At 68.0% G+C, this 23,492-nt stretch carries 30 protein-coding genes and 1 tRNA gene; 7 read left to right on the top strand and 24 right to left on the bottom strand.

Annotated features, from left to right (window positions below; all coding sequences use genetic code 11):
• Window positions 1-148: 148 nt before the first annotated feature.
• Together C469_RS00345 and C469_RS17085 are read right to left on the bottom strand one after the other, a co-directional pair.
• Window positions 149-742 (bottom strand): resolvase, encoded by a 594-nt coding sequence (locus C469_RS00345; protein WP_241429958.1) that lies wholly within the window; start codon window positions 740-742, stop codon window positions 149-151.
• A gap of 103 nt (window positions 743-845) precedes the next feature.
• Entirely contained in the window at window positions 846-998 is a 153-nt protein-coding gene (locus C469_RS17085; RefSeq protein ID WP_008002786.1) for a hypothetical protein, read from the bottom strand.
• A 315-nt stretch (window positions 999-1,313) separates the two neighbouring features.
• Here C469_RS17085 and C469_RS16550 point away from each other — a divergent pair, with 315 nt between their 5' ends.
• A complete protein-coding gene (locus C469_RS16550; RefSeq protein WP_160163052.1) occupies window positions 1,314-2,708 on the top strand; it encodes a hypothetical protein in 1,395 nt (464 codons plus the stop codon).
• 245 nt (window positions 2,709-2,953) lie between these two features.
• Here the strand turns inward: C469_RS16550 and C469_RS17410 are convergent, their stop codons facing one another.
• From C469_RS17410 to C469_RS00260, 17 genes are all read right to left on the bottom strand, one after another.
• Complete coding sequence (locus tag C469_RS17410) at window positions 2,954-3,508, bottom strand: hypothetical protein (RefSeq protein ID WP_008002783.1); 555 nt, start codon at window positions 3,506-3,508, stop codon at window positions 2,954-2,956.
• A 12-nt stretch (window positions 3,509-3,520) separates the two neighbouring features.
• Complete coding sequence (locus tag C469_RS00335; protein WP_008002782.1) at window positions 3,521-4,042, bottom strand: HNH endonuclease; 522 nt, start codon at window positions 4,040-4,042, stop codon at window positions 3,521-3,523.
• Window positions 4,043-4,049: 7 nt separating this feature from the next.
• Complete coding sequence (locus tag C469_RS00330) at window positions 4,050-4,901, bottom strand: hypothetical protein (RefSeq protein WP_008002781.1); 852 nt, start codon at window positions 4,899-4,901, stop codon at window positions 4,050-4,052.
• Window positions 4,901-5,203 carry a hypothetical protein gene (locus tag C469_RS17405; protein ID WP_008002780.1) on the bottom strand — a complete coding sequence of 101 codons (303 nt, stop codon included), beginning with the start codon at window positions 5,201-5,203 and terminating at the stop codon, window positions 4,901-4,903. The genes C469_RS00330 and C469_RS17405 overlap by 1 nt, the downstream gene beginning before the upstream one ends.
• A complete protein-coding gene (locus tag C469_RS00320; RefSeq protein ID WP_008002779.1) occupies window positions 5,200-5,427 on the bottom strand; it encodes a hypothetical protein in 228 nt (75 codons plus the stop codon). The genes C469_RS17405 and C469_RS00320 overlap by 4 nt, the downstream gene beginning before the upstream one ends.
• Window positions 5,417-5,956: a hypothetical protein gene (locus tag C469_RS00315; protein WP_008002778.1), complete on the bottom strand. Its 540-nt coding sequence runs from the start codon at window positions 5,954-5,956 to the stop codon at window positions 5,417-5,419. The genes C469_RS00320 and C469_RS00315 overlap by 11 nt, the downstream gene beginning before the upstream one ends.
• On the bottom strand, window positions 5,949-6,545 hold the full coding sequence (locus C469_RS00310) for a J domain-containing protein (protein WP_008002777.1): 597 nt from the start codon (window positions 6,543-6,545) through the stop codon (window positions 5,949-5,951). Before C469_RS00310 ends, C469_RS00315 begins: the two co-directional genes overlap by 8 nt.
• Before the next feature lie 268 nt (window positions 6,546-6,813).
• The gene (locus C469_RS00305; RefSeq protein WP_241429956.1) at window positions 6,814-7,278 is read right to left on the bottom strand and encodes a hypothetical protein; all 465 of its coding nucleotides are present in this window, start codon (window positions 7,276-7,278) and stop codon (window positions 6,814-6,816) included.
• Window positions 7,275-7,616: a hypothetical protein gene (locus C469_RS00300; RefSeq protein ID WP_008002775.1), complete on the bottom strand. Its 342-nt coding sequence runs from the start codon at window positions 7,614-7,616 to the stop codon at window positions 7,275-7,277. The genes C469_RS00305 and C469_RS00300 overlap by 4 nt, the downstream gene beginning before the upstream one ends.
• Before the next feature lie 166 nt (window positions 7,617-7,782).
• Window positions 7,783-7,855: transfer RNA gene (locus tag C469_RS00295), tRNA-Pro, on the bottom strand.
• Window positions 7,856-7,948: 93 nt separating this feature from the next.
• Entirely contained in the window at window positions 7,949-8,461 is a 513-nt protein-coding gene (locus tag C469_RS00290; RefSeq protein ID WP_008002774.1) for a CHY zinc finger protein, read from the bottom strand.
• Window positions 8,442-9,059, bottom strand: coding sequence for a tRNA (pseudouridine(54)-N(1))-methyltransferase TrmY (trmY, locus tag C469_RS00285; protein WP_008002773.1), 618 nt, complete (start codon window positions 9,057-9,059; stop codon window positions 8,442-8,444). The genes C469_RS00290 and trmY overlap by 20 nt, the downstream gene beginning before the upstream one ends.
• 228 nt (window positions 9,060-9,287) lie before the next feature.
• Window positions 9,288-10,118 carry an orotidine-5'-phosphate decarboxylase gene (gene pyrF / locus C469_RS00280; RefSeq protein WP_008002771.1) on the bottom strand — a complete coding sequence of 277 codons (831 nt, stop codon included), beginning with the start codon at window positions 10,116-10,118 and terminating at the stop codon, window positions 9,288-9,290.
• A 51-nt stretch (window positions 10,119-10,169) separates the two neighbouring features.
• Complete coding sequence (locus C469_RS00275) at window positions 10,170-10,967, bottom strand: class I SAM-dependent methyltransferase (RefSeq protein WP_049910868.1); 798 nt, start codon at window positions 10,965-10,967, stop codon at window positions 10,170-10,172.
• On the bottom strand, window positions 10,925-11,692 hold the full coding sequence (locus C469_RS00270; RefSeq protein ID WP_008002768.1) for a hypothetical protein: 768 nt from the start codon (window positions 11,690-11,692) through the stop codon (window positions 10,925-10,927). The genes C469_RS00275 and C469_RS00270 overlap by 43 nt, the downstream gene beginning before the upstream one ends.
• 81 nt (window positions 11,693-11,773) lie before the next feature.
• The gene (locus tag C469_RS00265; protein WP_008002766.1) at window positions 11,774-13,423 is read right to left on the bottom strand and encodes a succinic semialdehyde dehydrogenase; all 1,650 of its coding nucleotides are present in this window, start codon (window positions 13,421-13,423) and stop codon (window positions 11,774-11,776) included.
• Window positions 13,424-13,521: 98 nt separating this feature from the next.
• Complete coding sequence (locus C469_RS00260; RefSeq protein WP_008002764.1) at window positions 13,522-14,541, bottom strand: AI-2E family transporter; 1,020 nt, start codon at window positions 14,539-14,541, stop codon at window positions 13,522-13,524.
• 151 nt (window positions 14,542-14,692) lie between these two features.
• Here C469_RS00260 and C469_RS00255 point away from each other — a divergent pair, with 151 nt between their 5' ends.
• The 4 genes from C469_RS00255 (at window position 14,693) to speB (ending at window position 17,512) form a co-directional block, all read left to right on the top strand.
• On the top strand, window positions 14,693-15,892 hold the full coding sequence (locus tag C469_RS00255) for an aminotransferase class I/II-fold pyridoxal phosphate-dependent enzyme (RefSeq protein WP_008002762.1): 1,200 nt from the start codon (window positions 14,693-14,695) through the stop codon (window positions 15,890-15,892).
• Window positions 15,893-15,894: 2 nt separating this feature from the next.
• Window positions 15,895-16,179 (top strand): hypothetical protein, encoded by a 285-nt coding sequence (locus C469_RS00250; RefSeq protein ID WP_008002760.1) that lies wholly within the window; start codon window positions 15,895-15,897, stop codon window positions 16,177-16,179.
• A 115-nt stretch (window positions 16,180-16,294) separates the two neighbouring features.
• Entirely contained in the window at window positions 16,295-16,672 is a 378-nt protein-coding gene (locus C469_RS00245; RefSeq protein WP_008002759.1) for a translation initiation factor IF-5A, read from the top strand.
• Between the two features lie 9 nt (window positions 16,673-16,681).
• Window positions 16,682-17,512: an agmatinase gene (gene speB, locus C469_RS00240; protein WP_008002757.1), complete on the top strand. Its 831-nt coding sequence runs from the start codon at window positions 16,682-16,684 to the stop codon at window positions 17,510-17,512.
• Between the two features lie 38 nt (window positions 17,513-17,550).
• Here speB and C469_RS00235 read toward each other — a convergent pair whose 3' ends face one another.
• Both C469_RS00235 and C469_RS00230 read right to left on the bottom strand, forming a co-directional pair.
• Window positions 17,551-17,802: a hypothetical protein gene (locus C469_RS00235; protein ID WP_008002755.1), complete on the bottom strand. Its 252-nt coding sequence runs from the start codon at window positions 17,800-17,802 to the stop codon at window positions 17,551-17,553.
• 132 nt (window positions 17,803-17,934) lie between these two features.
• The gene (locus C469_RS00230) at window positions 17,935-19,554 is read right to left on the bottom strand and encodes an amidohydrolase (RefSeq protein WP_008002752.1); all 1,620 of its coding nucleotides are present in this window, start codon (window positions 19,552-19,554) and stop codon (window positions 17,935-17,937) included.
• An 81-nt stretch (window positions 19,555-19,635) separates the two neighbouring features.
• On the opposite strand from C469_RS00230, the gene C469_RS00225 reads away from it, so the two are divergent.
• The gene (locus tag C469_RS00225) at window positions 19,636-20,085 is read left to right on the top strand and encodes a universal stress protein (protein ID WP_008002750.1); all 450 of its coding nucleotides are present in this window, start codon (window positions 19,636-19,638) and stop codon (window positions 20,083-20,085) included.
• Window positions 20,086-20,261: 176 nt separating this feature from the next.
• Window positions 20,262-20,693, top strand: a complete 432-nt coding sequence (locus C469_RS00220; RefSeq protein ID WP_008002747.1) for a universal stress protein — start codon at window positions 20,262-20,264, stop codon at window positions 20,691-20,693.
• 31 nt (window positions 20,694-20,724) lie between these two features.
• Here C469_RS00220 and C469_RS00215 read toward each other — a convergent pair whose 3' ends face one another.
• From C469_RS00215 to C469_RS00205, 3 genes are all read right to left on the bottom strand, one after another.
• Window positions 20,725-21,930 carry an inorganic phosphate transporter gene (locus tag C469_RS00215; RefSeq protein ID WP_049910866.1) on the bottom strand — a complete coding sequence of 402 codons (1,206 nt, stop codon included), beginning with the start codon at window positions 21,928-21,930 and terminating at the stop codon, window positions 20,725-20,727.
• A 91-nt stretch (window positions 21,931-22,021) separates the two neighbouring features.
• Window positions 22,022-22,393, bottom strand: coding sequence for a hypothetical protein (locus C469_RS00210; protein ID WP_008002744.1), 372 nt, complete (start codon window positions 22,391-22,393; stop codon window positions 22,022-22,024).
• Between the two features lie 69 nt (window positions 22,394-22,462).
• Window positions 22,463-23,458: an alpha/beta hydrolase gene (locus tag C469_RS00205; protein ID WP_008002742.1), complete on the bottom strand. Its 996-nt coding sequence runs from the start codon at window positions 23,456-23,458 to the stop codon at window positions 22,463-22,465.
• Window positions 23,459-23,492 lie beyond the last annotated feature (34 nt).

Genomic DNA, 23,492 nt, shown 5'->3' with positions numbered 1-23,492 from the left:
TCGCACAGGGTTCCTGACACAATGTAGGTAGATCCGTACTGTGTGTCAGTATGTGAGCTGCCTGTACTGAGCGATCCGGCGTGACCGAATCCGCGAGGGGCTCAGTACGAGACTCGCGCTGTGTATTCAGCACGGTCGTGAGAACGTATCACTTACTAGGGATACTAACAGAACCATTTTCGGCTATCTTTTCGCGCTCAACGTACCAGTCACGGCAGTCGAGTACATTCTGTACTGTCCCGAGCGGGATCTCGACCTCTTCCGCGATCTCCCGTCGACTCTTCCCGTTTCGATCGTGGCGAAATATCTCGAGGACTGTGTCGAAGTCTTCGCCAGGCACCTGGTAGTGCCCGGCGTCGTCGTAGGTCATCCCGAACCGCGGTCGCCCGTGGTCGTAGCCTTGCTCTTTCCGTCGATCGATCGCTCGCCGGGACTTCTCGATCTCCTCTTCTTTGGTGTCCCGCTCGATACGTCGCTTCAGATCGAAGGTGAGATCGTCCTCGTTCACGTCGCCGACGTAGACGATCTCGGCGTCGCCCTGCGTGGCTGCATACTGAACCACAGAAAAGTACTCGTCGCGGCAGATCCGGCGATCGTCCCACGCCACGAGGTGCGAATACTCGCCGGCTTCGAGCTCGCCGACGCATTCCTGAACGCGCTCGTTCTGGTCGAGGAGGCCCGCCGGATCGTCTCGGGTCATCGACGAGAAGCCGGTATGGATACCGATATCGAGAACCTCCACCTCGTCGGCGACCTCCTCTGCGAGACTTCGGACCAGTTCACGCTGGTCTTCGAGCCCGACGTCGTCATCGTCACCCTTCGACTTCCGGATCCACGCGAGTGCTTTACTCATCGACGACTGTCACCTCTAGAGAGCTTCCCGATTTGACCTTCCACTCGAGCCTCTTTCCATCGAGGTCCATCGCCTCGGCGAGCCCCTTCGGAACCGTCACTTTGTACTGCCCGTTCGCCCCCTGACTGACTCTCGTTTTCGCCATGTCTGTATAGGCCTATAGTTAGGCCTAAACTTAGTTCTAATGTAGGTGTTCAGATAACCCCCGTATTCTGTACGCCAAATATCTCGAGGTAGCAGAATGGGAACAGAGGCGTGCAAAAACCAGATACCGAAGGTACACTCTGGGAACCCAGATATCCGATTTCAATAACAGCTAACTACCACTTCTGATAGGCTCTAAGAATCTTTAAGTTGACTTATTTTATAATACTCTCACTCAATAATGTCATCCGATTCAATAGGTTCCGATCAACGCGGTATACTTAGCTCACAAATGCTGATCTTTTTTGTTGTCTTGATGATCGTCGCTGTTTCTTCTACAGCCTACGTTGTTACCCAAAGTCCCCAGGTTTTGTCTAACGATCTAGTTGACACCGATAACGACGGTGTCTCTGACTACGACGAATACTTTATTTACGATACCGACCCGTTTGATGAAGATACGGACGGAGACGGTCTCTCCGATTCTGAGGAGATGAATGAGTATGGTACTGATCCGTCTGACAGGGACACAGACGGCGATGGACTCTCCGATTCTGAAGAGATCAATGAGTATGACACGGACCCGTTAACTAAGGATAGTGATGGGGACGGGTTCTCTGATTATGCAGAGATCTATCCGAAGGAGGCAGACAGTGATGGAGACGGACTATATGATTACGAAGAAATCAACGAGCACGATACTGACCCACTTTCTTCGGATACCGATGGAGATGGAGTAGCTGATTTTGCAGAGATCAACTTCCATAACACCGACCCAACTGACAAAGATACTGATGGAGACGGACTTTCCGATTCTGAGGAAATAAGCGAATACGATACCGATCCGAACTCTGCAGATACTGATGAAGACGGATTAATTGATTCTAAAGAGATAGAGATACGATCTGATCCGATGGATTACAACACATATAGTGACCAATATTCGGATTATTATGCTGTGACTCCTGTTTCAAATCTCTCATCAGACACAATGGAAGGACTTTCCGAGCCGGGTGACCGTCTCCATCTCTCTAATCCACTTGACTCAACGAATTTCCAGGGGAAAGACTCTGATGGAGATGGATTTCCCGATAGAATGGAAAGCAACAATGAGAATCTGTCTGCCGACACTAAGGATATAATTGTGAGGGTTAACTGGCTAGAAGGATACGCACCAGATACTGCGGCGATGCTCTATGTTCAAGATGCGTTCGCAGAGAGCCCTGTTGACGACGGCACCGGAATCCGTCTGCACTTCTATATCGATGGTTCTGTGGACGTCCCAAATAAAATGTCCCGCAGAGAGTACATAGAGAGTGACTATTACCAACACACTGCTGATGTCGATGATGGAACTCACAATTCATTATATATAGAGGATGTGACTGGATCTGACGTTGGTGGAACAGCTACTCGTGGAGGATATGTGATCCAAGGCTCCGGGATATGGTCATCTGGACACGCTACAATGCATGAACTTGGCCATGCACTCGGGTTATCATCTGCCATCTATGATGGCGTTGATTCCAGGTCGATATCAAAGGATGAATATCCAAGCGTTATGAATTACAATTTTGAATGCGCCGATTATAATCCGGAATGCTATACGTATTCATCGGGGAGCGGTCACAACGACTGGGCACATGTTGAACGGTTACTGGAAGATGATGTTACCACTCGGACTGGAAGCTATGGCTCCGGTGCTGCCTAGGTACAATCGTCACAAAAAGCAATCCCTGTGACTCTGTATTTCGAAGTAACAGCCTCAATCAACAAGACGACATCACGAAACGGGGCAGACATAATTGGGTCAGAATCGTAACGACGTTTCGCACTCACGCTATTTGCGCTCAGCGCTCCACGCGGATCACCTCGCGCTTGTAGCCGATCTCGGTCAGATCCGCGATCAGTCGCTTCTCCTCCTCCCGGTCCATGTTCCGAAGGACGATCTCGGAGTTACCCATCGTAATCACCCATCTGCTCCACCTGCTCAGCGACCGGCTTGAACTCCCACGAGCCGATCGACCCGCCGTACAGGTCCCCGTACGAGTCAGCAACCGCCGTCGCCGTCGCACGGTCCGACCTCGACCGCTCCTCGTGGTGATCCCGGTCTGCTTCGCGCCGCTGGTCCTGCACCAGCTGCAGAAGCAACGCGTTCTGTAGCTCCATCGCCTCTGCGACCCGCTCCATCGACTTCGACATCCGCTCCAGGTCTTCGTCCCGGTCCCCGCCGTCCGTGACGAGCTCCGGGGTAGTTGGCCTCAGCTGACCGTCGGCAGACTCGTAGAGCGCGCCCTCAGCCATCAGCTGCAGGAGCGTCTCGATCACGAACGTCAGCCTGTACTCCACGTTCTCGGTCGCCGTCGTGAGCACTGCGCCGACTTGAGCACCCCCCGGTATTTCGTCGGTCTCGTGCTCTTCGACGGCCTCGAGCAGCGCCGCCCGCGTCTCGTCTCGCTCTTCCGGGTGCGGTTCGTCATCTCCGTCGCTGTGTAGTCTGGATTCGCTCATTGGTGACCTCCGTTAGACTTCGATCGGCTCACCATCCGACTCCTGTTTCGCGCACTCCAGACACCGCTCACCGGCGAATCCTGGCGATGTCGCGAGCGGTTCCGCCGGCTCGCCGCACCCGTCGCAGAGATCGCCGTCCGAGACGCCAGCTGCACGCTGGCGCTGCTCTCGCTTCTCGTCTTCCGCCCACGCTCGAACCTGCTCCTGCGTGATCGACGCGTGCCGAGCGTGCTCGACCGGCTCGATGTTCTCCGGACGGTTGTCCCACTTGACGCCGTTCCGGTGGTGCACGTCCTTCTTTGCGAGATCGTCGAGCACCGACTCGATCGGCTCGTCGAGCGAGTAGCACTCGACGACAGCGAGCAGCCGGTGGTGCGCGACGTAGACGTCTTCGCGACCGGTGCTCGCCGTGTGCGGGCGGTGTTCGGTCGACCGCCAGCGCTCGTAGCCGGCGCCGCTCCCGTGACCGGGCTTCGCGTGTTCGAACCGCGCGAACGGCTGCACGCGGTTCTCTCTGAGGTGATAGGTCTCCACACCGTCATCACCTGTTCTGAATCCGCGGCGCCAGCATCACGGTCACGTGCCCGAAGCCGTCCGCGAAGTCGTAGTGCATCTTCACGGGATGTTCTTGGGAGAACTCGACACGGAGGTCCGTTCCCTTGTCTAGCGGTTTCAGGAGGCCCTTGTACTTGCTCCCCCCTGTGGATCCGCCGACCAGATAGGCGACCGAGTACATCGACACCGCGTCCGACTCGAAGCTCGCTTCCGGGAGCTCGTCGGGGCCGAGAACCGTCTCGATCTTGTCGGTGTCGCCGATACCGCTCACGACCAGCTCCTGGTCGTCGACGACCGCCTCGAGCTCGACGTAGTCGCTGACGAGTTCCGCGCTCTCGACCGCGTCCCTGAACACTCCCGCGTCGGTCGTGAACTCCACGCTGGGATCGAGGTCCGGGATGTCGGGCTCACCGCGGATCGCGTCCGGATCGATCCCGGCCATCTCCACCTCGACGTTCGTGTGCTCGATGCAGATCGACCGCATCTCCGGCCGGTACGACAGCGTCACCGGGTCCGCCCCGCTCGCACCGTCGATGTAGTCATCGAGCCGCTGCAGATTCAGCCCGATCGGGAACATCCCGTCGCCGACCGACTCGAACGCTCCGGACTCCACGTCGAGATCGACCATACCCACGTTCGCCGGATCGACCGCCGCGACCGCGAGCCCGTCGTAGCCGATCCGGAAGATCGCCTCGTCGACGACCGTCAGTAGCTGGTCAACCACCTGCTGCAGCACTTCCGCCCGAACGATCACCGTCATCCCCTCGGCCGATTCCGTTCCAGATTCCGGCTCCTCAGCGCTCTCGTCGTCTGTCGCTTCCGCGTCAGCAGCTGCCATCAGGCACCACCTCCGAGGTCGTCGTCAGTCGCGTCCTCGGCGTCGGTACCCCCATCGATTTCGGTGGTGTTGGCACTCATGGTCGTCGTCTTCGCAAACCGCTCAGTCGTCCGCTCGATACTCTCCGGCACCCCCGACAACGTCTGCTCCAACTCCTCGGCGGAGATCCCCGCCGGCGCCTCCACGACGACCGAGACGTCGCCGCGCTCTGCTGTCGCCAGCGCTCGGTCGCCGACCACGTCGACATCGAGGACGGTCGGCTGCTCCTGCGCCGCCTCCGTCGGCGTCTCGTCGACGCTCATGCTTCCCTCCAGTACTCGACCGTGTGGCTCGCGTGCTTCTTGTCGTGCTCCCACGGCGAGTCGTCGCCCACCTCAAGCAGCAGCGTCGCCGTCTCCTCGCACGTACAGCAGTACGCCGACACGACCCGCCGCTCGTCTGTGTCGACCTCGTAGGGATCCAGGTCGGACGGACCGCGCTTGTCGACGTTCTCGGCGGCGCCGACAACGCGCTCTCTACTCGCCATCGGCCACCTCCGCGCCGGCCGCGGCCAGCTCGTCGAGCCGCTCGCGAACCCCGCCACCGTCCGTCGCGATCTCGGCCTCGGTCGGTTCCGTTTCGGACGGATCGGGCGCTGTCTCCGTCCCGAGCGGCTCGCCGTCGAGCGTTCCGACGACGACCCACACGTTCTCATACGACCAGTCCTTCCAGAGCACGTTCGCGCCCACCAGCGGCTTGATGATCCGCCCTTCCACGCCCTTCTTTGGGATGTTCAGGTGGTTCGCGAGGATCGAAGTCGCCGTGTCGAGTTCGAGCCGACCGCCGACCTCGGCCCACTCGACCAGCTTGTGGTACCCTTCGCGGGCTTTCACCGGCAGGTCGTTCTCGTCGTTGAGTCGCTCGCCGTCGACGTCGTCGTCATCGCCGGCATAGGCCGTCTTGACCGCGTTCCGGAGCGCTTCCGCCATCGACCCGTACTCCTCCTCCGCCTCTTCGAGCGCCGCGAGCAGCTCCGCGTCGCTGATCTCCGCCTTTGCGACTCGCGAGTCACTCATCGAGCATCACCTCCTTCGCCTCGCGAACGCGGCTCAACTCCTCCTCCGAACCGCCGTGGTCGGGGTGGACCTCCATCAACCGCTCGCGGTACGCGACTCGGATCTCTCCTTCCGAGGCGTCGGACGTGACGCCGAGCACCTTGTAGGCTGGTTCTGCCACGCTGCTCGTCGCGACGGCGTCTCCGTGGGGTTCGTCTCCCGGCGGGAGCCGCGCTGCAGCGAACTCCGAGTCGCCCGTCTTCACCGGCCGTTGGCTCCGCATCCGCGTCTCGTTGACCCACTTGAGCACGTATCGGACGTTGTCTCGCAGCTTCGGCGACGCGTCGCACGCCACCGCGAACTGCTCCTCGTCGTCGGTCCACCGCAGCACGAAGCCGGGGTCGTCCGGGTTCGCGTTGTGGAGCGGGAGCCCGTTCGACTTCGTGTGAGCGTTCCCGATCGACGCTCGCCAGTGGTCGACGCCCATCCGGTCCATCTCGGTCTCGAGCTCCGACGTCGTCGATCCGAGCGTCGCCTCGAAGCTCCGGTTCCGCTCGCGCTCCGACTCCGGCGTCCGCTCGAAGCCCGCCGGCCAGTCGAGACGGCTCATGCCGCCACCCCGCTACGCCTGCGAGCACGGCCACGGCCGCATAATGCGCGGCAGCGCGCGCGCCGCGCTAAGTTCGCGCTCACACACTCGTGTGCGCTACGAGGGCGCCGTTTCTCACACACCCCCGTACCTTCGTACGACTTCGGAGATTCAGAGGTAGAGCTGTCGAAGGCTTCGATAGACGGCGAATCGGTGTCGTACGACGGGGTCGTAGATCCGTACGACTCGTACGTTCCAGTTGTTCCACGTGAAACAGTCGAAACGGAGGTCACTGCTCGACACCTCCGTCAGCTGCGACCGGGTGGTCGGGCTCGGCGCCGACGCGATCTCGCTCGGCGTCGTCGACCGAGAGCCACCACGGCGGCGACAGGTGGGTCCGACCCGCATCGAGGTCGGTCACAGCGAGATCCTCGCGGCTCCACTTCCACCAGAGCAGCGCGACGTGAGCGCACCACCCGCGGAAGCGGTAGCCGTCGCACTCGCACTCAGCGACGAGGTTGCCCTCGTAGAGCGCGAACAGCACGCGGTGTTTCGCGAGGCCGTCGTCGTCGACGTAGCCGAGTAGCACGTCGAACTCGGCCGGATTCGCGGCGCCGACCTTCGACGGCGCCGCCTGAGCGCGCTGCCAGCTGGAGGACATCGTCCATCCGGTCGGGAAGCGAAGCCGATCCGGCTCGCCCAGTCGGTTCGCGATCTGCTCGCGGTGAGCCTCGACGGAGGTCTCGGCGCTCATGGCGGCGAACACCTCTTGACGAAGTTTCCGACGCCACCCGCGTGCCTGTCCTTGATGTGCTTCCGGATCGCGTCGTGGACCGCTCTCTCGCCACAGCGGATCTTCGATATCCACTCGTCCTCGTCGAACCGCGTGTTCACCGCGTAGTAGCGGGTCTCACCGTCGACGACCTCACGGACGTAGCCGTTCCAGCCGGCACCGTCCTGCCAGAGCCGCAGCTCTCCGTTATCGTTGAACAGCTCCGCGATCTCTAGCTCGCGCCGCTCTTCGACGACGGCGCGCGCCGCGTTTCCGTCAGCGTCGAGATCGACATCGATCTGCCGCTCGACACTGCTCATAACCCCACCTCGTGAACCGACGCGAGAGTGCCTCTAAGTGTAAGAAAAAGGTGGAAAAGGTATATGTATCCTATGGGCCGGCACGANGCTCATAACCCCACCTCGTGAACCGACGCGAGAGTGCCTCTAAGTGTAAGAAAAAGGTGGAAAAGGTATATGTATCCTATGGGCCGGCACGAATTTGAATCGTGGTTACGGCCACCCGAAGGCCGAAGGATACCAAGCTACCCCACCGGCCCGCATTCACAGGAAGGCCGCTCGTTCTTTTAACCTTTCCGAAAATCGGGGGCGGTCGGGTCCCGCTCCGTGACGGACCGCCCGACGCGCCCGCCTCACACCTCGAAGTACCGGTCGCGGTGCGCCCGGCAGCCGGGGTTGAACCCGGCGTCACACCGGGGGCAGGCGTCGTCGGGCTTCGCCCGACTGCCAGCGGCGCGTTGCGCCTCGCTGTCGCCGGACTGCGTCCGGCTGTCACCGGGCGAAGCCCGGTTGCCCGAGGGACTTGGTCCCTCGCTGTCAGAGGGACTTGGTCCCTCGCTGTCCCCGTCGAGGTACTCGCGGGCGGACAGGGTCGCGCCGCAGGCCCCGCACAGGGCCGCCGGCTCGTCGAACCGGTCGCGGGGCCACGGCTCGGCCGCGTGGCCGGTCACGGCGTCGTGGCAGGCGTCGCACGGGTAGTACGTCTCACAGCAGCTGAGCCGGAGCGCGACCACGTCGACGGCGGTGTCCCAGTGGGCACACCGCGTCTCGGGGTCGACGGCGACGCCCCGGAGCGGAACCGCGAACCGGTCGTCGGTCGCGGGCGCGGTCGTCGTGCGCCGGTCGTCAGTAGGAGGCGTAGCCATCGGTGTCGAGCCAGTTGTGGACGACGGAGACGGTGTGGTCGGCGTGGAGCAGTTCGGGACCGACGCGCACGCGGCGCTCCGCGCGGTCGGCGAGCAGGTCGCGCTCGGCGGGCGCGAAGTCGCTGTGGTCGGAGAGGACGAACACCGGATCGGTCGGCGGCGCGGCCTCGACGAGAGGGTCGCCGTCCTCGTGGAGCTGGACGAGGGTCGGGTCTGTGGCCGCACCCGCGCCGCCGTCGAGCAGCCGGTCCAGCGTCGCGTCGAGCCCCATCCGCCGGAGTTCGACTCCCGGCGAGACGTCGGCGGGCATGTGTCCGATGGCGTCGTCCTGCGCGTCGAGCGCGTCTCGGATCCGCGCGGCGACGTTGCGCTCGTCGGGGTGGAGGTGCCGGAGGCTGTCCGCGTCGAACGTGACCGTGAACTCGTCGGCGGCGACGAGGTGGACGCGCACGGACTCGCGGATCCCGTGCGAGAGGAAGACGCCCGCTGAAACGCACCGACAGAGGAGGTCGAGCCGGCCCGCGCCGGGGATGTCCGACAGCGAGATCGCGTCGGGTTCGGTGGGCGCGTCGTGGCCGATGACGACGAACTGGCGCATGCGTTCGGATCCACCCGGACCCTGATAAGGCACGCGACCGGAGAGCGAGGCATGAGCGTCGCCGGACTCTGTCAGGTGTGCGAGTCGGCACAGGCCAGGCATGGCTGTCCGCGATGCGGGAACGCCGTCTGCGACGATCACTGGAACGACGGCGCGGGCGCCTGTACATCGTGTCTGGGCGGCCGTCAGCAGTAGGGGCCCGAACCCCTGCCGGCCTCGAGGAGCCGCCTATCGGTACCGGTTCAGCCGCTTTTTCAGTCGCTTCGCCGCGTCGCCGGCGGCGCCGAAGTAGGTCGCCTCGTCGCCCGGCCGACTCGACTCCTCGCCGGCGAAGATGATCCCGCGCGAGGAGTTGACGAGCCCCACGTCGACGGCGGCGTCCGGGCGAGCCGCGAGCCCGTGCTCGACCGCGGCCTCCGCGTCGCCGCCCTGCGCGCCGACGCCGGGGACGAGGAAGGGGATCTCGGGGACGATCTCGCGGACCTCGGCCAGCTCCTCGGGCGCGGTCGCGCCGACCACGAGGCCGACGTTGCCGTTGCCGTTCCACACGTCCGCGAGCGCCGCGACGCGCTCGTAGAGGGGCTCGCCGGAGGCGAGTTCGAGGTCCTGGAGGTCGCTCCCGCCCGGGTTCGAGGTGCGACAGAGGACGAACACGCCCTTCTCCTCGCGGTCGAGGAAGGGCTGGAGGGAGTCGCGGCCGAGATAGGGGTTCACCGTGATCGCGTCGGCGTCGTCGAGCGCCGCGGCGTACCGCCGGGTGGTGTTGCCGATGTCGGCGCGCTTGGCGTCTAAGAGGACCGGCACGTCCTTGCCGTGGGCGTAGGCGATCGTCTCCGCCAGCGCGCGCCAGCCGTCGGGGTCCTCGTAGAACGCGGCGTTCGGCTTGTAGCACGCGGCGTGTTCGTGAGTCGCGTCGATGATCCGACGGTTGAACGCCCACCGCGGCAGGTCGGCGTCGGCGACTCCGTCCGGGAGCCGACTCGGGTCCGGGTCGAGGCCGACCGAGACGACGCTGTCCGTCGACTCGATCCGGGCCGCGAGCGTCTCGAAGAAGCTCATGGGCTGTGTGGGTCCGGGGGCGCGCTAAACGTTGCTGTTTCGCTCCACTGTTCACCCGTCTCCGTCGTCTCCGAGGCGGTGCCCGGCGCACACCGTGATCGTCCCGAACAGATACCGCTCCTCGGTCACCGTCGCGGCGTTGTCGACGATCGCCCGCCCCGCGGCCCTTGTCCGCGCGTCGAGCCGGTCGAGCGGATCGCCTCCCGTCAGGTCGAACAGCCGACCGTTCAGTCGGGCGAACGCGGAGAGGGCCGCGTTGGCGGGCCGGCTCCCCCGCGGCGCGAACGCCGCGACGACGACGCTGTCGGCTATGTCGCACCAGTCGCTCACGACCGCGTACGGGTCACCGAACAGCGACGTGACGAACGTCGCGAGGACCGCGTCGGCCGAGCGAATCGGCGGGTCGGTCGCGTCCCCCTGCACGAACGCGACGTTCTCCCACCCCCTTCGCCCGGCCAGCGCCCGCGCCCGGTCGAGCATCGCGCCGGTGACGTCGACGCCGACGACGCGGCCGGTCGGGCCCACGGCCTCTCGGAGCGCGGGGACGTTGACGCCGGGGCCGCAGCCGAACTCGACGACCGTGTCGCCCGGATCGAGGTCGAGCGCCCGGACGCACCCCGCCCGCACGCCCCCGACCGAGGAAGTCGCGCGCGCGAACCAGTCGTAGACCCGCGCCCACGCGGCGTACCCGCGCTGGATCCGGCGCACCGCGGGCTCGTCGGCGGCCGCCGAGGGCGACGCGCCCTCCGAGCGCGTCTCGCTCGCCCGCCCCCGCGGTCGCGGTCGCGACCGCCGACGGTCTCGGGTCACGGGCGAGCGCGGATCTCGTCGGGAGCGGTCTTCGGCCACCACGGCTCCGGGCCGTCCCGAGCGACGGTGGAGTAACACTGTTCGCTCCCGTCGCAGCCCCGCGGCCGCTGGTAGTCGATCCCCCGCTCCGCGAGGTACGTCACGTAGCCGTCGTCGACCCGGTCGAGCTTCTCGTGGCACACCCACTTCTCGCCGTAGATCCGGGCGCCCACGTTCCGGTACGGGCAGGTGAACGTCGTTCGCTCGGCGCCCGCCTCGGTGGCGGCGTCGTCGTTGTCGACGCCGACCGACCGGTACGCCAGTCGGAGCCGGCGAACGACGCGCTCCGGCGACGAGGCGCCGAGGAAGAGGCCGTGTGCGAAGACGTACCCGAACCCGTGGAGCAGGCGCTCGAGGCGGGTCAGATCGCCCGGATCGTCGTCGACGAGCGACCGGAGGGTCGCGTACCACCCCGCGATCTCGGTCACCTCGTCGGCCGCCTCGTCGGCCGCGAAGAGCGCCCGCCGTTTCGCCGGGAGCGGCGCCGCGCCGTCCGAGAGCCGGAACGACGGGACCGCCTCCACGTGTTCGAGCACGTCCTCGCGGAGGACGTCGCCGTCGCGGTACGCCTCGGTCACCCCCACGAGTTCGGGGTACCACTCCCGCGTCAGCCTGCCGTACGTCCCGTCGAGGAGGTCGTTGACGCGGTCGACGACACCGCCGTCGGGCGTCCCTGGGAACGCGTCGACGACTCGCCGGAGTTCGGCGGGGTCCGGTCCTGCCATGCGTTCACGTGGCGGTCGACGACCTTCAATCCGCAGGTCGGGACGAGACCGCGGTCGTCGACGTTCGCGACGATTCGACGCTTATCGCCGCCGAAACCGGCGTTTCACCCACCGAACGCCACGACTCGCCCGCCGTCCGAGCGAGAGCGCCGCGAACGCGCCGCGGACGAACCAGTCGGTCGGGATCCGGTCGGGGAAGGTGAGGGGACCGACGCGCGAGACGCCGATCGTCCGCGACTCGACGTACCGCCGGATCCCCTCGGGCCCGTGGCGCCGACCCAACCCGGAGTCGCCGAACCCTCCCATCGGCGCGTCGGCGGCGCCCCACGTCGCGAGGAAGGCGTCGTTGACGTTGACGGTGCCGCAGTCGACCTGGCGGGCGACCTCGACGCCCCGGTCGCGGTCTCCCGTCCACACGCTCGCGTTGAGCCCGTACGGCGAGTCGTTGGCGGCCCTGATCGCGGTCTCGGCGTCGGGCACGGACGCGACGGAGACCACCGGCCCGAACGTCTCCTCGCAGGCGACCGTCGCGTCCGGGTCGACGTCGGTCAAGACCGTCGGCTCGTAGCAGTACGGGGCCACGTCCGACCGGGCGCGGCCGCCCGTCAGCACGGTCGCGCCGCGCTCCCGCGCGTCGTCGACGTGGCTCCGCACGCGGTCGAGCTGGGCGGCGTCGATCAGCGAACCGAGGTCGGCGTCGTAGTCGTAGCCGGTCCCCAGAGTGAGCCGCTCCGTCTCCCGGACGAACGCGTCGAGGAACGGCTCGTAGGCGGGCTCCTCGACGTAGATCCGCTCCGCCGACAGACAGAGCTGGCCGGCGTTCGAGAAGCAGGCCTGGACCGCGCCGCGGGCCGTCTCGTCGACGTCGGCGTCGTCGAGGACGACGAGGGGGTTGTTGCCGCCGAGCTCCAGCGAGCAGCCGATCAGGTTCCGTCCCGCGCGCTCGGCGACGGTCCGACCGGTCTCCGTGCTGCCGGTGAACGCGACGTAGTCCACCGCGTCGATCAGCGCGGGACCGACCGTCGGCCCCTCGCCCGTGACGACCTGGAACAGGCCGTCCGGGAGGCCGGCGACCTCCAGCAGCTCGCCGAGCGCGAGCGCGCCGTACGGGGTCTTCTCGTCGGGCTTGCAGACGACCGCGTTGCCCGCGACGAGCGCGGGGAGCGCGTCCGCCATCGACAGCGTGAGCGGGTAGTTCCACGGCGAGATCACGCCCACGACGCCGACCGGCTCGTAGGTGACGGTCGCGGTCGCGATCCCCGGCGCGACGCCCGCTCGCCGCTCGTCGGCGAGGACGCCGGGCGCCTCGTTCGCGAGGTAACCGCACCCCGTCGGCACGTCGAACAGCTCCTCCACCGCGGTGCGGCGCGACTTCCCGGTCTCCAGCTGGAGGAGATCGAGCAGCTCGTCGCGGCGGTCGACCGCGAGGTCGCCGAACCGGCCGATGACCGCCGCGCGCTCTTCGGCGGGCGTCGCCGCCCACTCCGCCTGCGCCTCGCGGGCGCGCTCGACCGCGGCGTCGACGTCGCTCGCGTCGCAGGCGGGCACCGAGCCGATCCGCTCGCCGGTCGCCGGGGCGAACACGTCGAGCGCGCCGTCACCGGCGGCCGGCTCCCCGCGGGCGTCCGCGGGATCCGAGCGCCCCGCCGCGCGCCCGGCGAGGTCGTCGAGTCGCCGCGCCGCGAGGGTCGGAGCGTCGTCGAGCGCAGTGGGGGGGTCAGTCGAGGACATCTGATACGGGACAGACGGTCGGACGGGGGAAAGCCGTGCTGGTGGCTCCGACGTGCGGACGGAGCCGCGGCCGAAGGTCACCCCGTCGAACCCGAGGGTCACTCCCTCGAACTCCCGGCGTCTCCCGTCGGGCCCGGCGCGTCGTCGCGTTCCGAGAGCATGTCGATCACTTCGAGCAGCAGCGACACGACGAGGGGACCGACGATGAGCCCGACGGCGCCGAGGGTGAGGATTCCGCCGACGAACCCGACGAAGTACAGCCCCGGGGAGATCCTGCCGGTCCAGTCGGCGAGCTGCGTCCGGATCACCGCGTCGGGGACGAAGGAGACGACGACGAGGCCGAGCGCCAACGCGGCGATCGCCCGCCCGGTCTCCCCGACGAGGAGGTCTCCAGCGGCCAGCGAGACGACGAGCACGCTCGGACCGATGACGGGGACGAACTGGAGGACGGCCGCGATGACGGCCAGCAGGACCGGGGAACCGTACCCGAGCGCCCAGAACACCGCGAACGCGAGCACGAACGTCGCAGCCGCGGTCGCCGCCTGCAGGACGTAGATCGAGTACAGGGTCTCCCGCGTCCGCTCGTGGAGCCGCGTCGCGATGTCGTGGTACTCCGGGGGGAGCACGCCGAAGACGGCGGTCCCGACCGCTCCCGGTCGGTAGAGGATCCCGTACACGAGGAAGGTGAAGACGACGAGCTCCAAGACGAGCCGCGGCGCCGCGGCCGCGACCGCGAGGGCGACCTGCCGAACCCACACCTCGGCCGCCGCCACGTACGGCGCCAGCTCGATGGCCAGCTCGAACCCGCCCACGCTTATCGGGACCACGTCTGGGATCTGCCCGAGGATCTCGATGAGCGCCGCCCGCCGCCGATACAGCACGTAGAGCAGGGGTACCACGAGGAGGACGGCCGCGACGAAGGCGACGACGGTGGTGACGACGCACGCGATCCGGCGGGACACCCCCCGCCCGACGAGCCGCTTGCGGACCGGATACAGGACGTACGCGACGGTGACCGCGAAGACGACGGTCCGCAGCACCTCCGCCAACACGACCGCCGCGAGCGCGGCCACCGCGACGAGCAACGCGCTCAGCAGCCGCCGTCGGTTGAGCAACATGGTACCGAATCGCAACGGCGGCCGAAAGCCGTTGCGGTGGCGCCGCCTCGGAGGGGTTCGACCGGCGCCGGCGGCCGTCCGCGGAGCGCGTCGCTCTCGAGACCGCACGAGGGACCGTAGCATCTAACCTCGCGCCACTCTCACGTCAGGTATGCGCATCGACCCGTTCGGCCTCGAGCGCTGGTTCGCGGAGTACGAGCACGAGGCCGACATCATGTTGGCCGAAAGCGGGATCCGCTCGCTGGACGCGAGCCGGTTCGATCTGGACCCCGGCCGGATCGATTACGTCATCCCGACGAACGGCGACCCCGACTTCCGCGCGTCGGTCGGCGAGCGGTACGGCCGGAGCGCCGACGAGGTGCTGTTCACCTGCGGGACACAGGAGGCGAACTTCCTCGCGTTCCTCTCGCTGCTCGGCGACGACGGGGGCGTGGGCAACGACGCGGAGGGCGGCGACGGGCGCGTGGGCGGCGAAGCGGGGGATGCCGACGGGTCGGACGCCGACCCGACGGTCGGCGCCGGCGGCCACGCCGTGGTCGTCACGCCCACCTATCAGGCGCTCCACGCGGTCCCCGAGGCGTTCGGCGAGGTGACCCGCGTCGAGCTGGAGCCGCCGGAGTGGGAACTCGACCCGGACGCGGTCGCCGACGCGGCCCGCGACGACACCGCCGTGATCGTCGTCAACAACCCGAACAACCCCACCGGTCGGTACCACGACGAGGCGGCGATGCGGGCGGTCTACGACGTCGCCGTCGACAACGACGCGTACCTGCTGTGCGACGAGGTGTACCGCCTGTTGGCCGACGAGCCGCAGCCGCCGGTCGCGAGCTTCGGGTCCCACGGGATCTCGACGACGAGCCTCACGAAGGCGTACGGGCTCGCCGGGCTCCGGTTCGGCTGGATCGCCGGCCCCGAGGCGGTCGTCGAGCGGGCGTGGCGCTGGAAGGATTACACCACCATCTCGCCGAGCCTGTTCGGGCAACACGTCGCGAAGCAGGCGCTCGGTCGGCGCGAGCCGCGCATCCTGGACGAGAACCGCGAGCTGGCGGCGACGAACCGCGCGATCGTCGCCGACTGGCTCGACCGCCACGGCCTCGACTGGTACGCCCCGGTCGGCGTCAACGGGTTCGTCACGGTCCCCGACGGCTTCGACGACGCCGAGGCGTTCTGTCGAACGGTCGTCGAGACGGAGAGCGTCGTGCTCGCGCCCGGCGGGCTGTTCGGGTTCCCGGACCGCTTCCGGATCGGGTTCGGGCTCCCGACCGCGGAGCTCGAGGAGGGCCTGGGGCGCGTGAGTCGCGTCATCGAGGGAGCGCCCGCGAGCGAGGCCGACGCGGAGGGAGGTGTTTGAAAATGGGATTCTTCAGCGACATCAAGGAGGACGTGGTCGGCTTCGTCCGCGACCCGACCGACGAGCAGAAGGCGCTGTTCGTCGCGGTGATCGTGATGATGGTCGCCGACCGAGCGCTCTGGTGGATCGACTTCCCGTTCGTGGTCCGGACGACCGCCGCGGTCGGCGTCGGCTTCATCGGACTCTTCGTCGCCAGCTACCTCCTCACCGGGCAGTTCGTCCCGCCGGACGGCGACGCGGACGACGAGGACGAGCCCGAGGAGTACGTCGACGAGCTGGACCCCTGACCGGCCGCCCGATCGGGCGCTGGTCGGAACGGCTCCCGCCGGCCGATTTCGACCCGCCGATCCCCCGCGACGGCGTTCCAAACCGTTTATACCCGCGCCTCCGGAAGTAGCGCTCATGCCGCGAGAGCAGAAGCAGGTTCGCGAACTGCAGGAGGGTAGCTACGTCATGATGGACAGCTCGCCCTGCAAGATCAACCACTACAGCACAGCAAAGCCCGGGAAACACGGGAGCGCCAAGGCGCGCGTCGAGGGCAAAGGCGTCTTCGACGAGAAGAAGCGCTCGCTCTCGCAGCCGGTCGACGCGAAGGTCTGGGTCCCGATTATCGAGCGGAAGCAGGGTCAGGTCGTCTCCGTCTCCGGCAACGACGCGCAGGTCATGGATCTCGACACCTACGAGACGTTCACCATGCGCATCCCCGAGGGCGAGGACTTCGCCTCCGACGACAACATCGAGTACCTCGAGTACGAGGGCCAGCGCAAGGTCGTCGGGTAGTCGAGGCCGATGTTCCCGGGAGCGACGACGGACCGCGAGGCTGCTTCGTACGTGGTCGTCGGCGCTCCCTTAGACGCCACGACCACCTTTCAGCCGGGCACCCGGTTCGGACCGGACCGGATCCGGCGTTTCGCCGAGACCTACGACGACTACGACCGCAGAACGGACAGCGACTTCTCCGCGCTCGGCGTCTGCGACGCCGGCGACGTGCGCCCGTGGGACGACGTGGAGGCGTACCTCGATCACCTCGCCGCCGAGCTGCGGAGCGTCACCTACGACGACGCTGTCCCCCTGACCCTCGGCGGCGAACACACCGTCACGCACGCCGGCGTCGAGGCGGTCGGCCCCGACGCCCTCGTCGTCTGCGACGCCCACCTCGACCTGCGCGACGCCTACGACGGGAACCCGCTGAGCCACGCCTGTGTCACCCGGCGCGCCCTCGACGACCTCGGCGTCGACCGCGCCGTGATCGTCGGCGCGCGCACCGGCTCCGAGGAGGAGTGGGAGCGCGCCGCCGCCGCCGACGTGACGGTCGTCCCGCCCGAGGACGCCCGGACGTGGATCGACGGGATCGACGCGGACACTTTCAAAGACGAGTCGGTGTACTGCTCGGTCGACATCGACGGGCTCGACCCCGGCTTCGCGCCGGGAACCGGGACGAAAGAGCCGTTCGGGCTCGACCCGCGGGAGGCCCGCGACCTCGTCCGCGCGGTCGCGCCCACCGCCGACGGGTTCGACGTCGTCGAGGTGAACGACCGCGACGACGGGCAGGCGGCGGCGCTGGCCGGCAAGCTCCTCCGGGAGTTCGTGCGGTCGCACGCGGCGGCCCGGACCGAGTGAGCCGCGGCCGCTCGCTCGGGACGGCTGATCGACTCCGATCAGGACAGCTCCGAGAGCCGTCGTCGGGCCGCGGTCACCGCTTCCACGGCGTCGATCCACTCGCGTGGGTCCGTACACCAGATGCGGTCGCCCTCGACGCTGACGCAGAACACGGACTCGCTGGAGGGCGAGAGAGTGACTCGGTCGACGTCGGAGCGGTCGCCGAGGTAGGAGTCGATCAGGCGTCGAGCCGTCTCCGCTTCCGATCGGAGGCGACTGCCGGCGGCGTACTCGATGGCGATCTCGGCCATATCCCCACATAGATCCTACACGATTAATAAACACGTTCTTCTGGCAGCGCTTGCGAGGTTCTCGGTCGGGAGGCCGCCGCGATCTGCCCTCACCGACCGTCGTACGCGACCTACCTCCCGTCGCACACGCTCTCACCGCCCGCCGTACACGACCTCGCCGTCGACGACCGTCATCGCCACGTCGATGTCGCGGATCGCCGCCGACTCCTCCCACGGCGACGCGTCGAGGACGGCGAAGTCGGCGCGCTTGCCCGGCTCGACCGTGCCGAGCCGGTCCTCGTCGAAGCCCGCGTACGCCGCCCCGCGGGTGTACGCGCGCAGGGCCTCGGTCACCGTGAGTCGCTGCGCCTCGGCGGGGGCGTTGACGGCGTGATGGACGCCGAGTAAGGGGTCCATCGGCATCCCGTCGGAGCCGAACGCGAGGCGGACCCCCGCGTCGAGCATGTCGCGGTAGCGGTTCGTCTCGGCGGTGCGTTCCGGCCCGAGTCGGTCCTCGTAGAGCCCGTCTTCGCCCGCCCACTTGAGGAAGTTCGGCTGGACGCTGGCGACGACCCCCGCCTCTGCGAGCCGGTCGATCGCCGCGTCGTCGGCGAGCTCGACGTGTTCGATCCGGTGTCGCGCCTCGTCGGGATCGGTTCGAGAGTCTTCCTCGTAGGCGTCGAGGACGGCGTCGACCGCCTCGTCGCCGATGGCGTGGGCGGTGAACTGGTAGCCGGCCGCGGTCGCCTCCGCGACCGTCGCCGCCAGTTCGTCCGGGTCGACGACCCACTGCCCGGTCTCCTCGGGGGCGTCCGCGTAGGGCTCGGAGAGCCGCGCGGTCCGCCCGCCGAAGCTCCCGTCGGTGTACGACTTGATCGCGCCCGTCTCGACCGCGTCGCTGCCGGCGTTCGTCGACAGGCCGACCTCCCGCAGCGCGTCGACGTGGTCGCTCCAGTAGTTGATCCGGACCCGCGCGGTCAGCTCCCCGGCGGCGTCGAGGTCGCGGTAGACGCGCGGGGCGTGCGAGTTCCGCACCATGTCGTGAAAGGCCGTGATCCCCTTGGCGGCGCAGTCGTCGAGCGCGGCCCCGACGAGCTCGCGCGTCGCCGCCCGCCCCGGTTCGACCGCCTCGTAGACCGGGTCGATCGCGCTCTCTAAGAGGACGCCCGTCGGCTCGCCGGCGTCGTCGGCCGGCACCGTCTCGTCGGGGACGCTCGCCAGGTCGCCCGCGAACCGGTCGAGGACGACCCCGTTGACCCCGGCGACGTGCATGTCCTCGCGGAAGGCGGCGACCGGGCGCTCGGTCGAGACGCGGTCGAGGTCTGCCCGGGTCAGGTAGCGGTCCTCGTCCCACGTCGACTCGTCGTAGCCGTAGCCGAGCACCCAGTCGGTCGCGGGGTCGTCGGACTCGTCGTCCGACGCCGCCGAGTCGCGGTCCCCGACCGCCGCCGCCCGCTCCGCCAGCAGGTCGACCGCCTCGCCGGGCGAACCGGCGACGGAGAGGTCGGCGTGGACGAGGTACCGCCCGACCGTCGTCAGGTGGGTGTGCGCGTCGACGAAGCCGGGGAGGAGCACGCGGCCGCCGAGGTCGACCACGTCGGTGTCGACGCCCTCGAGGAACCGCACCTCGCGGCTCCGGCCGAGGCGGACGACCGCGCCGTCCCGCACGGCGACGGCCTCGTGAGTCTCGCCGGGGGCGCCGCCGGTCCCCTCGGGGGTTCCGAGCGTGTGTACCTCCCCGTTCACGAACAGTCGGTCCGCGGCGTCGGTCATGGCCGATTCCGGGGGTGGCAGCGTGTTAACCGTTCGGGAAACGGCGACCGATTTATTCGGTGACGGGACGAACCCTCGCGTATGTACGACCGGATACTGCTCCCCACGGACGGCAGCGAGGGCGTCGACCGCGCGATCGACCACGCGATCGACGCCGCCGAGCGCTACGGCGCGACCCTCCACGTGCTGTACGTCGTCGACAGCGACGTGGTCAACGCGTACTCCGGCGACGAGTTCGTCGACGGCGCGGAGGGCGCCTCGGAGACGCTGGAGGAGCGCGGCCGCGAGGCGCTCGAGGAGGTGAGCTCGCACGCCGCGGACGCCGGCGTCGACGCGGTGACCGAGTTGGTGTACGGCGTCCCCCACGAGGCGATCCTCAGCTACATCGACGACGAGGACATCGACCTGACGGTGATGGGCTCGAAGACCCGGTCCGGGGATTACCGCCGGATGCTCGGCTCCGTCACCGAGCGCGTCTCGCGGCAGTCGACCGCGCCCGTGAGCATCGTGAAGACGACCGTCTCGGAGTGAAGTGAATCCGGAGACCGGTATCGCTCCGAGTGTCGACCGCTCGCCGCCCCGCCCTCCCGTCGCCGCCCCGCCGCCCCGTCGTCGCCTCGTCCCCATACCGTCGCCGACCCGCCCTCCCGTCGCCGTCCGCGGTCGATGATCACTGTCGATTTGTGTGTGGGGGTTCAACACGGCGTATGGCGCCATCGCACGTCCTCGTCCCGCTCGACGGATCGCCCCTAGCGGACGAGGCGCTCACACGGGCGCTCGAGCTCTTCGACTGTCGGATCACCGTGCTGAACGTCGTGACTCCGATCGACGCGGCGATGAGCGAAGGAGGCCTGCTCGAGCCCGGCGAGGAGCGTCTCGAGGCCGCCCGCGACCGCGCCGACCGCGTCGTCGAACGAGCGAAGACGCGGGCGGCCGAGGTCGACCGCCCGATCGAAACGGCGGTCGAGACCGGCGACCCGGCCGAGGCCATCCTCGGGTACGTCGACGCCCACGACGTCGACCACGTCGTGATGGGCGGGCACGGCGGTGAGGGGCGGGACCTGGCCCGGCGACTGCTCGGAACCGTGGCGACGACCGTCGTCGGCGAGGCCCCCGTGACCGTCACCGTCGTCCGCTGATCTGTCGTTTTTTAACTCGCCCCGTCTCGCCTCACCCACCGAGCACCGCGGCGAAGACCCGGTAGAGCCCGAATCCGATTCCGATCGAGGCGACGAGCGTGATGAGCCAAAACACGAGCGTGACCCCGATCTTCCGCCGAGAGACGCCCGCAGACCCCCCGGCGAGCCCCCCGCCGATGACGCCGGAGATGATGATGTTGTTGAACGAGATGGGGATCCCGAGCGCGATGGCCAGCTGCGCGATGATGAACCCGGGGACCAGCGCGGCGATGGAGCGTCTGACCCCCAGCTGCGCGTACTCGCGGGAGGTCGCTTGGAGCAGTTTCGGCGCACCCATCCACGCGCCGGCGAGGATGCCGACCGCGCCGAGCGCAAGCAGGACGATGCTCGGCAGGCCGAGCTCGGTCCCGTAGAGGTTCTCCAGCGGGCCGGTCGCCAGCCCGACCTGACTGCCGCCGCCGGAGAAGGCGACGACGCTCCCGAGGACGATGAGGAACGTCCGGATCCCCCCCTCGACCGACGCCTGCGTCCGTCGGCGAATGGCGACGAACCACGCCGCGGCGGCTGCCAGCGTCACGAGCACCGCCACGGGGTCGATACCGGCGACCGTCGGTGTCGCGACCCGTCGCGCGATGAACCCCGCGACGGAACTCTGGGCCGCGTCGGGCGGCGAGGGGATGATGCCCAGTTGGACGTTGGCGATGATGCCGCCGACGACCGCCGCGAGCAGCGGGACGCCGACCGTCTCCGGGATGTCGTCGCGTCGCAGGACGGTGGCGGTGAGGTACGCGAGCCCGCCCGAGACCGGGGGAACGAGCAGCCAGAAGAGCACGATCCGGCGGTAGGTGTCGACGGCCGGGTCGCCGCCGAGGGAGAGCCCGACGCCGACCATCGCCCCCGTCGTCGCGAACGCCGCCGGCACCGGATAGCCGGTGTAGACGCCGAAGGCCATGAACCCGGTCGCGGTCAACAGCCCCGCCGTCGCCGCCAGCGACGTTATCTGGACGCCGTCGATGAGCCCCGCTCCGACGGTCTCGGAGATCGCGCCGCCCTGGGTGAGCGCCCCGAGCGCGGCGAGGATACCGATGAGGAAGGCCGCCCGCATCGTCGAGATGGCGTTGGCACCGATCGCGGGGGCGAACGGCGGCGAGTTGCTGTTCGCGCCGAGCGTCCACGCCGTGGCGAGGCTGGTGAGCGTCGCCAGCACGACGAGCGCCCAGAAGACGGCTCCGGCCACGCTCACCGGCCTCCGCGAACGGGAGTTCGAGCCATGTCACCCACTTCGACAGAGACGTTGATTAAACGTTCCCCGTCCCGGACGAGACCGATCAGACCCCTCCGAGCGACCGGACGAAGGGCACCCCGACCGCGTCGGTGACCCCCGCGAACGGGAGCACCGCTAGGACCAGCACCGCAGACGCCCAGGCGATGAACCCGATGACCCCCGCGTGGACCCACGAGGCCCCGTAGCGCGCCCGAATGACCCAGACCCACGCGAGAAGCGGGAGGAAGTCGCCGATCAGCGGGACCCACGAGAGGAAGAAGGCGGTGAGCCCCCAGACGATCGCGCCGACGAGCGCCGTGAACACGGCGTGGCCGTAGTCGCGCGTGCCGGTGACGACCGCGGCGGCGATGAAGATGGCCAGCCCGCCGACGAGCAGACCGACCGCGAACGTGACCGCCGATCCGATGAGGCTCATACCCCTCGTTCAGGGGCGAGACACTTGGGGTCGTCGGCAGCGGCTCGAGAGGCTTCTCCCCGCAGGACGCTACAGCCGCTCCCGCACGTCGCCCGCGACCGCCGACAGCGCCGCCTCCGCGGTGCCGACGCGGTCGGCAAGGCTACAGAACCCGTGCGCCATCGCGGGATAGTGACGGTGCTCGACCGGGGTCCCGTCGCGGTCGAACCCCTCCGCGAGCGCCACGCCGTCGTCTCTCAGGGGGTCGAAGCCCGCGGTGACGACCGTCGCCGGCGGGAGGTCGCCGAGGTCGTCTGCGCGCAGCGGCACCGCGAAGGGGTTGCGCGCGTCGACCGGGCTCCGGAGGTACCGCTCGAAGAACCACCGCATGTCGGCGCGGGTGAGCAGCGGGCCGTCGGCGTTCTCGCGGTAGGAGTCGGTCTCGAAGTCGTCGCCCGCGACCGGGTAGCAGAGGAACTGGCCGCCGATCTCGACGGGGTCGCCCTCGAGTTCCCGCTGATACAGACTCGCCGCGAGCGCGAGCGTTCCGCCCGCGCTGGTGCCCGAGACGCCGAGTCGGTCGGAGTCGCCGCCGAACGCCGCCGCGTTGTCCGCGACCCACGCGACGGCCGCGGCCGCCTCGTCGACCGCCACGGGGAAGGGGTGCTCGGGCGCGAGCCGGTAGTCGACGGAGACAACGACGGCGTCCGCGCGGGTCGCGAGCTCCCGGCACGGGCCGTCGATAGAGTCGAGGGTTCCGAGCGTCCACCCGCCGCCGTGGAAGTGGACGAGGATGCGGGCGCCGGCCGCGTCGGTGGCGTCGCCTCTGCCGTCGCCGCCGACGGCATCGCCCGCCGCGTCGACCGCCGCTTCCGGTCGGTACACCCGCACCGGCACCTCGCCGTGGGGGCCGTCGAACGCGAGGTCGCGAACGTCGGCGACGGGGGGTTCGGGCTCGCCGGAGAACACCTCGTCCTCGACGCGCCTCGCGGCGTCGACGGAGAGGGCGTTCCACTCCGGGAGACCGAGCGCCGCGATCTCGTCGACGACGGCGGCCATCTCGGGGTCGAGTTCGTCCGCGCGCATGTCGGCGAGAGGCGGAGCCCATTTATAAATCGGG

Source organism: Halorubrum lipolyticum DSM 21995 (assembly GCF_000337375.1).
Lineage (GTDB): Archaea > Halobacteriota > Halobacteria > Halobacteriales > Haloferacaceae > Halorubrum > Halorubrum lipolyticum.
This window is presented reverse-complemented; position numbering and strand designations above follow the sequence as displayed.